This is a genomic window from Brevibacterium mcbrellneri ATCC 49030 (assembly GCF_000178455.1).
In the GTDB taxonomy this organism is placed as follows: Bacteria; Actinomycetota; Actinomycetes; order Actinomycetales; family Brevibacteriaceae; genus Brevibacterium; species Brevibacterium mcbrellneri.
Genome location: NZ_ADNU01000039.1, coordinates 13,971 through 26,378, shown reverse-complemented (window position 1 = coordinate 26,378; position 12,408 = coordinate 13,971). Strand labels below are relative to the sequence as shown.

General features: G+C 57.9%; 10 protein-coding genes and 3 tRNA genes. 3 read left to right on the top strand and 10 right to left on the bottom strand.

Going from position 1 to position 12,408, the window contains the following annotated elements; translation table 11 throughout:
• Positions 1 to 31 precede the first annotated feature (31 nt).
• From HMPREF0183_RS06510 to HMPREF0183_RS06480, 7 genes are all read right to left on the bottom strand, one after another.
• Positions 32 to 1,759: an AMP-binding protein gene (locus HMPREF0183_RS06510; RefSeq protein ID WP_005884166.1), complete on the bottom strand. Its 1,728-nt coding sequence runs from the start codon at positions 1,757 to 1,759 to the stop codon at positions 32 to 34.
• Positions 1,760 to 1,924: 165 nt separating this feature from the next.
• The gene (locus HMPREF0183_RS06505; RefSeq protein ID WP_040348420.1) at positions 1,925 to 3,277 is read right to left on the bottom strand and encodes an MFS transporter; all 1,353 of its coding nucleotides are present in this window, start codon (positions 3,275 to 3,277) and stop codon (positions 1,925 to 1,927) included.
• Positions 3,278 to 3,404: 127 nt separating this feature from the next.
• Positions 3,405 to 3,827 carry a cupin domain-containing protein gene (locus HMPREF0183_RS06500; RefSeq protein WP_005884162.1) on the bottom strand — a complete coding sequence of 141 codons (423 nt, stop codon included), beginning with the start codon at positions 3,825 to 3,827 and terminating at the stop codon, positions 3,405 to 3,407.
• 97 nt (positions 3,828 to 3,924) lie between these two features.
• Positions 3,925 to 5,616 (bottom strand): OmpA family protein, encoded by a 1,692-nt coding sequence (locus HMPREF0183_RS12120; RefSeq protein WP_005884160.1) that lies wholly within the window; start codon positions 5,614 to 5,616, stop codon positions 3,925 to 3,927.
• Between the two features lie 135 nt (positions 5,617 to 5,751).
• Positions 5,752 to 5,824: transfer RNA gene (locus tag HMPREF0183_RS06490), tRNA-Phe, on the bottom strand.
• A 60-nt stretch (positions 5,825 to 5,884) separates the two neighbouring features.
• Positions 5,885 to 5,958 (bottom strand) — tRNA-Asp (locus tag HMPREF0183_RS06485).
• A gap of 27 nt (positions 5,959 to 5,985) precedes the next feature.
• Positions 5,986 to 6,058 (bottom strand) — tRNA-Glu (locus HMPREF0183_RS06480).
• Positions 6,059 to 6,254: 196 nt separating this feature from the next.
• On the opposite strand from HMPREF0183_RS06480, the gene HMPREF0183_RS06475 reads away from it, so the two are divergent.
• Together HMPREF0183_RS06475 and ybaK are read left to right on the top strand one after the other, a co-directional pair.
• Complete coding sequence (locus HMPREF0183_RS06475) at positions 6,255 to 6,605, top strand: metallopeptidase family protein (RefSeq protein WP_005884158.1); 351 nt, start codon at positions 6,255 to 6,257, stop codon at positions 6,603 to 6,605.
• Between the two features lie 171 nt (positions 6,606 to 6,776).
• A complete protein-coding gene (ybaK, locus tag HMPREF0183_RS06470) occupies positions 6,777 to 7,277 on the top strand; it encodes a Cys-tRNA(Pro) deacylase (RefSeq protein WP_005884156.1) in 501 nt (166 codons plus the stop codon).
• A 40-nt stretch (positions 7,278 to 7,317) separates the two neighbouring features.
• Here ybaK and HMPREF0183_RS06465 read toward each other — a convergent pair whose 3' ends face one another.
• The gene (locus HMPREF0183_RS06465; RefSeq protein WP_005884154.1) at positions 7,318 to 7,971 is read right to left on the bottom strand and encodes a YigZ family protein; all 654 of its coding nucleotides are present in this window, start codon (positions 7,969 to 7,971) and stop codon (positions 7,318 to 7,320) included.
• Between the two features lie 115 nt (positions 7,972 to 8,086).
• On the opposite strand from HMPREF0183_RS06465, the gene HMPREF0183_RS06460 reads away from it, so the two are divergent.
• The gene (locus tag HMPREF0183_RS06460; RefSeq protein WP_040348397.1) at positions 8,087 to 9,439 is read left to right on the top strand and encodes an aspartate aminotransferase family protein; all 1,353 of its coding nucleotides are present in this window, start codon (positions 8,087 to 8,089) and stop codon (positions 9,437 to 9,439) included.
• Here HMPREF0183_RS06460 and HMPREF0183_RS06455 read toward each other — a convergent pair.
• Positions 9,436 to 10,668: a M20 family metallo-hydrolase gene (locus HMPREF0183_RS06455; protein WP_005884150.1), complete on the bottom strand. Its 1,233-nt coding sequence runs from the start codon at positions 10,666 to 10,668 to the stop codon at positions 9,436 to 9,438. The two genes, HMPREF0183_RS06460 and HMPREF0183_RS06455, sit on opposite strands and share 4 nt — an antisense overlap.
• Before the next feature lie 93 nt (positions 10,669 to 10,761).
• Positions 10,762 to 12,396, bottom strand: coding sequence for an amidohydrolase (locus HMPREF0183_RS06450; RefSeq protein WP_005884148.1), 1,635 nt, complete (start codon positions 12,394 to 12,396; stop codon positions 10,762 to 10,764).
• Positions 12,397 to 12,408: the final 12 nt, after the last annotated feature.

Below are 12,408 nucleotides of genomic sequence, written 5' to 3'. Positions count from 1 at the left end.
CTAACGACCGTAATAGTGGCGCTACCCAGCGTTATTTGCCCTCAATGAGCTGTGCACCTTCAGCGCGCAACTCCACTTTGCGGATCTTTCCGGACACCGTCATGGGGAACTCCGTCCGTACTTCCACATAGCGCGGAATCTTGTAGTGCGCGAGCTTGCCTTGAGCGAAAGCCTTGACGTCCTCGGCGGTCAGCGTGTCAGTGGGGTCCCGCAAAATCACCCATGCCAGGAGCTCTTCGCCGTACGTGGAGTCCGGCACACCCACCACCTGAACATCGCGAATTGCGGGGTGCGTGTAGAGGAACTCCTCGATTTCACGCGGGTAAATGTTTTCACCCCCGCGAATCACCATGTCTTTAATGCGGCCGGAGATGTCCAGGTAGCCGTCTTCGTCCATGATGGCGAGGTCGCCCGTGTGCATCCACCCGGCGTCGTCAATGGCTTCAGCGGTCTTGTCTGGTTCGTTCCAGTACCCACGCATCACCGAGTACCCGCGCGTGCACAGCTCGCCTTTCTGCCCGCGTGGCAACGGCAGTCCCGTGACAGGGTCGGCGACCTTCACCTCTACGTGAGGCATGACTCGGCCAACGGTCTGAGTGCGACGCTCAATCGAATCGTCGGCACGCGTCATCGTGGACACAGGGGAAGTTTCGGTCATGCCGTAACAGATTGCCACCTCGGCCATATTCATCCGATCAATGACCTTGTTCATAACCTCCACCGGGCACGTGGAGCCGGCCATCACGCCCGTGCGCAGGGTGCCGAGGTCGTAGTCCCCAAAGTTCTCCAACTCCAGTTCCGCGATGAACATGGTGGGCACGCCGTACAGTGAGGTGGCCTTGTGTGCGGTGACGGTTTCCAGGGTTTTCTGCGGGTTGAAACCGGGGTTGGGGATGATGGCGGTGGAGCCGTGCGAGTAGGCCGCCAGAATCCCGATCACCATGCCAAAACAGTGGAAGAACGGCACGGGAAGGCACACGCGGTCGGCCGGCGTGTAGCTTAAGAGCTCACCGATGAAGTACCCGTTGTTGAGCAAGTTGTGGTGGGTCAGGGTCACACCTTTAGGGAACCCGGTAGTTCCCGAGGTGTACTGCAAGTTGACGGGGTCGTCGGCGTTGAGTTCGTGGGAGATCGCTTCGAGGCGCTGGGCCATTTTGGCGCCCGAGGTCTGTGCGAGTTCATTGCCTCGCGTCAGCAGGGTGGAAAGGAGTTCGGCGGGGTTGCGGGTGTGTTCGGTGTGGGTGTGTGGGGTGGGCGCCGAGGTGGTTTCTGGGTTGTGGTTGGGGTTTGGCGTGTCGATGTAGACGAGTTGGAGACCGGGCACTTGCGTGTTAACTTCGCGGGCAATGGCCACGAAGTCGGAGTGTGGGGGTGCCGAAATTTGGCTGATGAGCATGCTCATACCGGACTGTTTGACCACGTATTCAAGTTCGTGGGCGCGGTATGCCGGGTTGATGTTGACCAGAATTGCGCCCAGTTTGGCGCATGCGTACATGACGATGACCCATTCGGGAAGGTTTTGTGCCCAAATGCCTACTCGGTCGCCTTTCTTGATGCCACGTTCGATCAGGCCATATGCCAAAAAGTTGGCTTGTTCGTTGAGCTGCTCGTACGTGTATGTGCGCCCTGTGGGGTGGTCGATCAGGGCTATGGCCTGCGGGTCGGAGGCAACCAGTTTTTGGAAGTGCCCATCGATCGTGTCACCTAACAGGGGTGCTGATGAAGGTCCAGATGAGTAGGAGAGTTGGGTCGACGTCATTGGCGCTCCTTTGCGTGCAACGCGTGAGTGTTGTTTCAGTTAGTCACTGTTTACTGGCTTGGTTTGTAATATAGGTCACATGCTGGCGTGACGCAATTGTGCGTCGAGGGATGAAACCTTCACGGCTGGGCAGAGCGTTGTGAGCGCCGTGCGGAGTGTCAGAGCCTATTTTTTGCGTGAAACATCGGGCAGTGAGGTTCCAGCGAAAACGCCCACCAACCCCATGATTGCAAGGAAGCCCAGCGCGTAGAACACGTGGATTGTCGCCAGTGCTGAACTGACTCCACCCACGATCAACAGAATGAGCCCCATAGCTGAGTTGGACACGGCCACATACGTTGTGCGCTTATCACCTTCGGCCATATCCACCACATATGTTTTACGCCCCACACGAACACCGGTGTGCATGAGCGTGATGAGGAAATACGCCACAACGAACGCCACACTAATGAGCGTGTGCTGATCCGTCAGAGCAGGGATAGAGGCGATGAGGATCGTGGCCAGGATGATCGCGGAGGCAATTCCTGCGCCGATGCTCATGAGCCGCTTGCTTGATTTGTCGGCAAATCGGCCAAAGATCCGGCCACCTAAAAGTGACGCCAGCCCAGATGCGATCACGAATCCGCCCAACCCTGTGAGGCCCGAGGCTCCTGACTGCACCGAAAGCATGACAATGAACGGCGGGCTCAGGGAGGACACCAAGAGGAGTGAGCGTACCGTGAAGAAATGCCGGAATAACTTGTCAGTACGCAACAGGTCGATGGTGTCGTTGAACCAGTTGGACGCCTTTGCATCCTGCGTGGCCTTTGCGGGAGCAGATTTTGCAGAAGCGGACTTCGAAGACTCTGTATCGCTGGGCTCGTCAATGCCGATGTACACGGCGGCTACGCCCACCCACAGCACTGCCCCTAAGCCCAGAATCCAGGCAAGCATCTGCGGTGTGAGGTCATCGCCACCCCACACACGAATCGCAAGCCCCAAGGTGATCGCCACGAACCCGGCAACCGTGGTGGCAAGCCCGTTGATCTGGCCGCGCTCACCTTTAGGGATCGTGCGACCCTGCACGTCCTTAGATGCAATAGAGCACAGGCACCGGCCGAAAGAGAATACTGCAAGTGCGGCAATGATGATGAGCCCGGCCACAAGCCCAGATGCGAAAACAGCGGTCCCCGTCATCACTGCCACCGAGGCCGCCTGCGTGAGCGCTCCGGCTACGAACACGTGTTTGCGGTAGCGCGCTTTCACCACCAGGGGAGTGAGCGCTGCTTGCGGAAGCATCGAACCGGATTCGCGAATCGGAACCAGAAGTCCAGCCAGCGCTGGCGGTACGCCCAGGGCTGAGAACAGCCACGGCAACACGGTCGACGCATTGACCGTTTGGTCCCCGGAGGACTGCAAGGCGTTGGCCGCGATGAGTTTGAGCCCGTTGGATGCGACTTGTGAGCGTGCTTGCTCAGGCATGTCCGCTTCAGCCTCACGTTTCACGAGTGCTGAATACAGTTTGTCGGTTGTGCTCACGGTCGTTGTCCTACGGGGGTGGTTGGTGGTGGCAGAAAACATGCCCGAGGTCGTTCCCTCCTTAACAGCGCAAGGTGGGAACGACCTCGGCGGGCTAGATACCGGTTACCTGAGTATCAGGTGTAACTCAGTGTTCGTAGGCTTCAGCTTCTTCTGCTTCTTCCTGCGTCTTGTGTACCGTGCCGTGTGGGTGGTGGGCAGGCGCGTAGATGCTGTACAGCTTCATGGGTTCGTCGCCGATGTTGACGATGTTGTGCCACACGCCCTTGGGGACGATGACGGCCCAGTCGGCTGACACTTCCTGCTCAAACGTGAAGTTGTCCTTGGCGGGGCCCATCTTTGCGAGTCCCTTGCCCTGTTCGAGGCGCAGGAACTGGTCATTTTCGGTGTGGACTTCCAGCCCTACGTCGCCACCGACGGGAATTTCCATGAGAGTGACCTGGAATTCCTCGCCAGTCCACAGTGCGGTGCGGAAGTTTTCGTTTTCTAGGGTGACTTCTTCAATGTTGACTGCGTACGGGTGAGGCCCGTTGTCCTTGATCTCTGCCATATATCCACTGTATGCGCCCGAGGTGTGGGTGTTCTAGCGAGGAAAGGCTTGGCTATGTTCTGTGGGAGGTTTCTTGCTGGCTTTGGTCTGCGGTCTGTTACTTGGAACGGGCTTCGAGGTCTTTGAGGTCGATGTCCCACTTTCCGGAGTCTCCGATACGGAGTGTGACCTTGCCTTCGTCAAGCAGTTTCTTGGGGAAGTATCCGTACATGGGCGCTGGCGTGGAGTAACCAGCGCGGTCGGTGCCGGTCGCTTCAGTACACAGGCATCCGCGTCCGGCTGCTTGCGGTGAGAAGTGCATGATGTTGTTGGAATCGATGAGGGAGACGTATCCGCTGGACGGGGCGAGACCGCCGGTGAAGTCGTTGAGTCCGAACTGGAACTCGGTATTTCCGGGCACTCCGCTGAAGTAGGAAAAGTTGGGTGTGTTGCCGGTGACCGAGAAGCCATAGTCGAGGCGGACATAGCCGTCCTTTTCGGCGACTTTGTTGATGTCGACGCGGATGGGGTTGTCGTGGCTCTCGGGTAGGAAGAACTCTGCTGAAGCAAGTGCCCCGTCGGGTGGAGTGGTGCTCTTTACTTTGGGTACGTCCTTTGTGTGTTGCCCGGTGTCGACTTGAAGGTCTTCAGTGTCGGTGGGTTTGAACTCGAAGCTGACGCGCCGGTTTTTGGCCTGGTTAGCTTCGAGGTCGTTGCCTTTGTCGTCGAAGTTCTTTGCGATGGGTTGTGTTTCGCCACGGCCTTCGGTTTCGAGTTTCACGTTGTTGAGTTGAGGCTGGAGTTCTTTTTGAACTGCTTTTGCGCGGTCTTCGGAAAGTTTCTTGTTGTAGTTTTCGTCGCCTTTTGCGTCGGTGTGGCCTACGACTTTCACGGTTTGGCCGGCTGCCTGTTGGTTAAGAGTCTTAGCGACGTTGCCAAGGACCTTATGACCTTTGTCATTAATCTCGGATTTGTCGAAGTCGAAGAGGACGTCGGCCGTGATGTTCAGCGCGGTAGTTGCATCGGCTGTGGTTGTCGATGAACCTAGTAAAGATTCTGTTTTGTCCTGGAGTTTGTCGATGTATCGCTTGGCCTCTGGTGAACCGTATTCGTCGGCCGGGTCCTCATTGTCAGCAAATGTGGCAATGTCGGGGGCTGGGTTGTTGAACGGTTGGTTGTCGGTGATGGTGACGGGTTGGTCGATGGGGCCACTCCACTCACTGGGGATAACCCGGACTTCTTTGTTTGCCGGTGCTGGGAAGTCGACCCAGAAGAGTTCGACACGTTCCTTCGTGGTGGGAACATCACTGGAACGAGAGTGAATGCCTGAACAGTGGCACTTGTCCCTGTTTGATTCATCATTGAGCTGAAGCGGGGAGATGATCTCGTTGGTCTGAGGGTCCCAAAGCTTGGTGGTGGGCGAATAATTAAGAGCGTCCATGCCACTTGCCAGAGCACGGGAACCCATGAATGGGCCCGACTCTGGTTCGAGCCATGCCGCGACCATGCGCACGTTGTCGCCCTTACGGTCTAGGGAGAGGACCTGGAAGCGCCCTTTGGTCATGAGCTCAGGGCCACCGTCTGACCAGGGAAGCTCCAGATCGATGTGAGCCAGCCCGTCTCCCAAGCGTGCGTCCGTCTTATACCCGTCGATGGTCTGGATGCCCGGTGTTGCGTCCGGGTTCGGGGCGCCAGGAGCTGGTTGTTCGTTGTTTCCGCTGGAGTTGGATCCGGCTTCCTTGCTGGTACAAGCGGAAACACTTAAGGCAGCGCACAGAGTGACAGCGATAGCAGCGAACAGTTTTCGCACGGGGACTCCTGAGGGGGGATGGGCATCCACTTTATTGTAAGTCACACTATCAAGGTGTGTGGCCCGGAGCCGTGGCAAAAGTTAAGAGGCCTCGTTTTCCCAGGTCAGGCTGGGTAACAAGGCCTCTTCATGTTGTGGCTCCGACCGGCGTCGATCCGGTGACCTTTCGATTTTCAGTCGAACGCTCTACCAACTGAGCTACAGAGCCATGGTCGCTTAGCTAACCATAGAACAAAGGCTCTTCTTTTCAGAAGAGCCAGGTGCTCCGCGACCCTGACGGGACTCGAACCCGCGACCTCCGCCGTGACAGGGCGGCGCGCTAACCAACTGCGCCACAGGGCCTGATATGCATGGAATGTTTCCACTGCGTACCCCCAACGGGATTTGAACCCGTGCCGCCGCCGTGAAAGGGCGGTGTCCTAGGCCGCTAGACGATGGGGGCCTGCCGATTCGACCTTGCGCAACCGTAATTGCGACCTGGTGTCTTTCGGACCTTGGATAGCTTAGCCTGAAACTAGTGTGGAATGCAAAACGAGTGAAGAGTGATATAAAACACCCCACGCAAGACAGGTGTCTTTCCGTATGAATTCCGCAGAAACACGGGCCACATGAACCAGCAGATTCCGTAAGATTCAAGCGTGGAACAGATCAGCGATGAGGACTTTGATGCGCTTGTAGAGGAAGCGCTTGAACTCATGCCTGAAGAGTTGAAGGCACACATGGACAATGTGGTCATCTTTGTTGAGGACACATCCCCAGAAGGGGAGCCACCCATGTTGGGCGTCTACGACGGAATCGCGCTGACGGAGCGTGGCTCTGACTACGGGTTCGTTCCACCGGATACCGTCACCCTGTTCAAGGAACAACTCGTTGACTTCGCGCTCAATGAAGAAGATCTGCTCGAACAGATCTACATCACGATCGTCCACGAAATCGCGCACCACTACGGAATCGACGACGAACGCCTGCACGAACTGGGGTGGGGCTAAAGCCACCACGCGTTCTCAGGCGCCCTGAAAAAAGTCCGACTACCCTGCAAAAATACGTGATCCGGGCTTTACAATTGGCTCCTTGCCGACTCGTTCGTTTATGGTTGCTTGGATAGCTTTAATCACGAACTTCGCGTTCGAACCGGTGAGCAGGGAGGCGTACCAGCGCACATGTCGATTGCATCTCGATCGCACACGACCGCCACTCCAGCACTTCGGGTTCTCAACCTCGCTGGAGTTGAGTACCAAGTGCACGAATTTGAACACGACCCACATGTGCGACGCTATGGAACCGAAGCGGCACAGAAACTGGGTGTGGACTCCGGGCGCGTTTTCAAAACCCTCATCATCATGGTCGATGGTGAACCATTTTCAGCCCTAGTCCCCGTTTCAGGTCAGCTGGATCTGAAACTTCTGGCGCAGGCCACCGGAGGTAAAAAGGCGCAACTGGCCGGAATCGCGACCAGTGAGCGACGCACCGGATACCCCACCGGCGGTATCAGCCCGTTCGGGCAACGCAATTCGTGCCCAGTGGTGATTGACCATTCGGCCAACGATCACGAAACAATTTTCGTGTCCGCAGGTAAGCGTGGTTTGGAAATTGAAATCCGCCCCGCCGACCTCATCATGATCACCGACGCTCGCGTCGACCGGATCGCAGCCCTCGACTAACCACCCACGACTAACCACCTACGCAGCCAAGAATCCCCGTTCACGCGTACCTCGGTTCGCGTGCCATGGCATGCGCCTGACCAGCTGAAAGATCGGCTAATACCGCAGCCATTTCCTCAACCTCGGCAGGTGCCACCCCAAACGTCAGCGTCACCGCTTGCGCATATTGCGCGTCAATCACTGCCCAGCCGTGCTGTTCGCACTTGGTCTTTGCCACCTCGGCCCGGGCGTAATCCAAGCTCACCGTGACCGGCACGACCAACTGGCGGGTCACCCGGGTGAGACCCTCCAACGCCGCCGAGGTCGCCGCCCCGTACGCGCGCACCAAACCTCCCGCTCCCAGCAGTGTGCCACCGAAATACCTGGTCACTACCGCAACCACGTAGGTGAGCTGGTTGCCAGTGAGCACGTCGAGCATGGGAATGCCCGCCGTACCCGAGGGCTCCCCGTCGTCATTGCACCGTTGCGTGCGCGCATCCGGATCCAGAACAAACGCCGTACACCAGTGCCGGGCCTTAGGGTGCTTCGACCTTTCTTGCTCAATCACCTCGCGGGCGGCCTGCTCGTTCTCGATGTGCGCCACACGACCAATGAAGCGTGACTTCTTGATCTCGATTTCGGCCGTCGCATCACCTTTCACCGTGGTGTATGACGTGACGGGGAAACCGTCTAACAGGTCAGCGTCGAAGTCCATACGTGCCAGTTTCTCACACTGTGGTCACAGTGTGGGCACGGCCGAGGTGCGTGACAACTCTGCCGTAACCTGGCTCCAATCCTGTTAATAGGCTCAAAGGATGAAAGGAAGCCCCATGAACTTCAACGATGAAGAACTCACGGCGTTAAAAGAGGAATCGGCACGTGCATATGAACTGGATCGCGCGCATGTTTTCCACAGTTGGTCAGCTCAGCAGACCCTCACGCCCATGGTGATTTCACGCGCTGCCGGATCGCGCGTGTGGGACGGGGAAGGCAACTCTTTTCTGGACTTTTCTTCCCAACTGGTCAACACGAATATTGGTCACCAACACCCTGCTGTGGTTCAGGCGATCAAGGATCAAGCAGACCTGCTCACTACGATTAACCCCGCGCACGTCAACGCTGCCCGTTCAGAAGCGGCACGGTTGATCGCTGAATTGCTCCCGGAATCGCTCAACCATGTGTTTTTCACCAACGGAGGTGCGGACGCCAATGAACACGCGATCCGCATGGCCCGGTTGCACACGGGCAAGCACAAAGTGCTGTCGCGGTATCGCAGCTACCACGGTGGCACGAACCTTGCGATCAACGTCACCGGTGACCCCAGGCGTGTTCCGAACGACGCGCCTGCCCAAGGTGTCGTTCACTTCTTTGGGCCGTTCCGGTACCGCTCCGAATTTCATGCTCAGACCGAAGAAGAAGAAACACAGCGGGCTCTCCAGCATCTGCGTCGCACAATTGAGCTGGAAGGGCCGTCGACGATTGCCGCGATCATCCTGGAATCCATTCCAGGTACTGCCGGCATCATGCTCCCATCTGTTGAGTACATGCAGGGTGTGCGTGCGCTGTGCGATGAGTTTGACATCATGTACATCGCTGACGAGGTGATGGCCGGGTTCGGGCGTGCAGGCGAATGGTTTGCGTTCAACCGTTACGACATCACGCCAGACCTTGTGACCTTCGCTAAGGGTGTGAACTCCGGGTATGTGCCACTGGGCGGTGTGGCTATGAGTGACGACATTTACGCAACCTTTGGTGAACGCCCATATCCGGGCGGGCTCACATACTCCGGGCACCCGCTCGCATGCGCTGCCGCTGTTGCCACCATCAACGCGATGCGTGATGAACAGATGCTGGAACACGCACGCACCATGGGTGAAGAAGTTGTGCGTCCGCGTTTGGAAAAGATCATGGCGAACTCAGCGCACGTGGGAGATGTGCGTGGAACGGGTATGTTCTGGGCCATCGAGTTGGTCAAGGACCAAGAGACGCGCGAACCACTGGCGCCATATGGCGGGTCATCACCGGAGATGAACCAGATCGTGAGCGGAATCAAAGCAGGAGGCGTTCTGCCGTTCGTTAACTTCAACCGCATCCATGTTGTTCCACCGCTCAACATCAGTGAGGACGAACTCAGCCAGGGACTCGACGTTATTGAGGACGTCATCACGAACGCGCGGTTCTAAAGGGAAGGCGTGCCCAACGCGCCTTCAATGAGCTTGTCCAAAACTCCGGTGAGCATGGTGACACCGGCGACCATGTCCTCTGGTTTTGTGTACTCACCTTCGTTGTGGCTGATCCCGTCAACACTGGGCACGAACAGCATCACGGTGGGCACCGTGTCTTTCATGTTTGTGGAGTCGTGGCCGGCAACCGTCATGATGTTACGGTGACTCAAGCCCATTTCCTCTGCGACACCTCGGGCCAATTCCACCCCGCGTTCGTCATACGGCAACAGATCCCACGAATGCGCGGTGTCCTTCTCGATCTTGACGTGCGCAAGCCCTTCGATCTGCGTGATCTTCTGGTGCAGTTTTTCGTCAGCACGCTTCACAAGATCGGAGTCAGGCGAGCGCATGTCCATGTGCAACCGGACCTCACGGGGCACCACAACGGGGGAGTTGGGAAGCACGTTGAGCTGCCCCACAGACGTGTGGATGCCGAACTCGTCAGCGATTTCGCGCGCGGTCACCACCAGGTGTGCGGCACCCAAGAGCGCGTCCTGCCGGTCAGCAATGACCGTTGAGCCAGTGTGAGCCTGTTCGCCGTGCACAATGAAGTGGTACTTCTGCGCAGCCCACGTGGCGTCAACCAAGCCAATGTTGATGCCTTCTTCGTCGAGGATACGGCCCTGTTCAATGTGGATTTCTGCGTAAGCGGCAGGTGTGGGACCTTCGCCGCTACCCAAGTACCCGCCGGCCTCAAGCGCCTCATGGACGGAAACGCCTGCGCTGTCGGTAACCTTCAACGCGGTGTCAGCATCCATCTTTCCGGTGAAAACCGAGGACCCCATCATGGAGGGCTGGAACCGCGAGCCTTCTTCGTTAAACCAGTTGACAACGCCCAGGTTGAACTTTGGTATGCGTCCGCTCTTCTCAACTTCCTGCTGGATCCGCCACACGGCGTGAGCACCTGCCAAAACCCCGTACGCGCCGTCGAACTTCCCTCCCAAGGGCTGCGAGTCCATGTGTGAACCTACCAGGACATAGGGTGCGCCCGGAGTCCATTCGACCAGCCCAAACTGGTTGCCAATACGGTCGGTGGTCACGGTAAAACCACGTTCACGCATCCACGCGCCCAGCCAGTTGCGCTGTTCAACGTCAGGGCCTGTCATCGCTTCACGGTCCACACCTCCGGCAGGGGTTTGACCAAATGACGACATGGTGTCGAAGTCATCAAGAAACTGCTGATCCATAGTGGGCTCCTTTGCGTGGGTAGTGCGCGTAATACGGGCGAGCGGGTCAGGGACGAACGGTGAAGGTAGCGGGCGGTAGTGGCCAGTCATGGTCTAGAGTTCCCGGTGCGTGAACTTACCACCCACCATGGTGGCGCGCACCGGAATCTGCGCAATAGTGGTGGGGTCAACGGCAGTGGGGTCAGCCTCTAAGAACACCAGGTCGGCGAGCTTGCCTGGCGTGACCGTGCCCTTGATGGCCCCGTGCCCAGAAGCTTCCGCCGCCACCGAGGTGTACGCTTCAAGCGCCTGCTGCGGCGTGATGCATTCGTCTGCAGACCCAAACACGCCACCTGATCTGGTGCGACGGTCAACAAACGCTTGGATACCACGCATCACGTTTCCATCTGCACATGGCCGGTCTGAAGTACCTGGCACACGAACACCGGCGTCAAGGAAGGACTTGGCGCGGTAGAGCAAACGCACGCGCTCGTCACCCAGCGACACGTTCATCGAGTCTCCGATCGCGTCTGCGAACGCCGCCTGCGGGGTGACCGCGATGTTGTATTTCGCAAGAGTGGGGATGAGTTCGTCGGCAACCATGCCGGCGTGCTCGATCCGGTTGGGAATGCCCGAGGCGGGAGCCCCAAATCTGTCAACGGCCTCGGTGATGAAGCGGGTGGCTTCATTGCAGGCCAAGTCGCCAATCGCGTGGACGGCCAGCGACCACCCGGATTGGTACGCGGTGAGGATCTGCTGGCGTAACACCTCGGGGTCTTCTTGCAGATAACCAGGGTGGTCTTTGCCGTGGTAATTCTTGGTCAGTGCCGCGGTCTCACCACTCATCGCACCGTCCATGAACACTTTGGTGGGGCCAATGTTAATCCAGTCGTCACCAAAGCCGGTGACCACGCCAAGGTCCAGCCCAACACCGTAGTTATCGGCCGGGTGAGCCTTGATGGTGTGTAGTGCCTCGATCATGGGCATGAGCTGAGCACGGGCACGCAGTTTTCCTTCACGGCGGGCGCGCATGTATGCGGTGACTTCAACGGGAGAGTGTCCGATCCACCCGGCCGCGATACCGGCTTCACCAAAGCTGGTGATGCCTTCTTTTGCGTACTGTGCGGTGGCCAGGTCCAAGGCTTCAACGATTGCGTCTTGACTGTACGGGCGGATCAGGTCTTGGATGAGCGACTGAGCTGTTTCTTCCACCAAACCAGTGGGGTTGCCGTCGGCGTCACGAACCACCTTTCCACCTGCAGGCACCCGGAAGTCTGGGTCCAAAATCCCAGCCATTTCGAGTGCGCGCGTGTTGGCGATTGCTGCGTGACCTGAAACTTTGCGCATGAAAAGCGGACGCCCGTGCGTGATGCGGTCCAGCACCTCAAGGCTGGGGTATTCGTCGTTGTAGTCCTGCTGCGCGAACCCGGTCGCGTTAATCCATTCGCCTTCTGGTGTGTTCTTCGCGGCTTGTTCGACCTGTGCGTAGAGTTCGTCCATGCTGCCCAGCTTTTCGACGTCCAGGCTGGCAAGTGTTAGGCCGTACCACGTGGTGTGACAATGAACGTCGTTGAACCCGGGAGTGACACACACGCCCTGCGCATCAATGGTTTCGTGGGCGTCCAAGCCTGCAACCTCGTCATCGAGACCCACAATCTTGCCGTCGTAAATCCCAACCGTTGTAGCTTGCGGGTGGCGCGGGTCCAGGGTCTTCACGGATGCGTTCGTGATCAGGGCATCAAGCTTCATTTTTCACCTCTG

Bases quoted from the DNA above. Each gene is read 5' to 3' on its own strand.
- HMPREF0183_RS06510 (WP_005884166.1), bottom strand. From the start codon at position 1,759: ATGACGTCGACCCAACTCTCCTACTCATCTGGACCTTCATCAGCACCC.
- HMPREF0183_RS06500 (WP_005884162.1), bottom strand. From the start codon at position 3,827: ATGGCAGAGATCAAGGACAACGGGCCTCACCCGTACGCAGTCAACATT.
- ybaK (WP_005884156.1), top strand. From the start codon at position 6,777: ATGTCGATTGCATCTCGATCGCACACGACCGCCACTCCAGCACTTCGG.
- HMPREF0183_RS06465 (WP_005884154.1), bottom strand. From the start codon at position 7,971: ATGGACTTCGACGCTGACCTGTTAGACGGTTTCCCCGTCACGTCATAC.
- HMPREF0183_RS06460 (WP_040348397.1), top strand. From the start codon at position 8,087: ATGAACTTCAACGATGAAGAACTCACGGCGTTAAAAGAGGAATCGGCA.
- HMPREF0183_RS06455 (WP_005884150.1), bottom strand. From the start codon at position 10,668: ATGGATCAGCAGTTTCTTGATGACTTCGACACCATGTCGTCATTTGGT.
- HMPREF0183_RS06450 (WP_005884148.1), bottom strand. From the start codon at position 12,396: ATGAAGCTTGATGCCCTGATCACGAACGCATCCGTGAAGACCCTGGAC.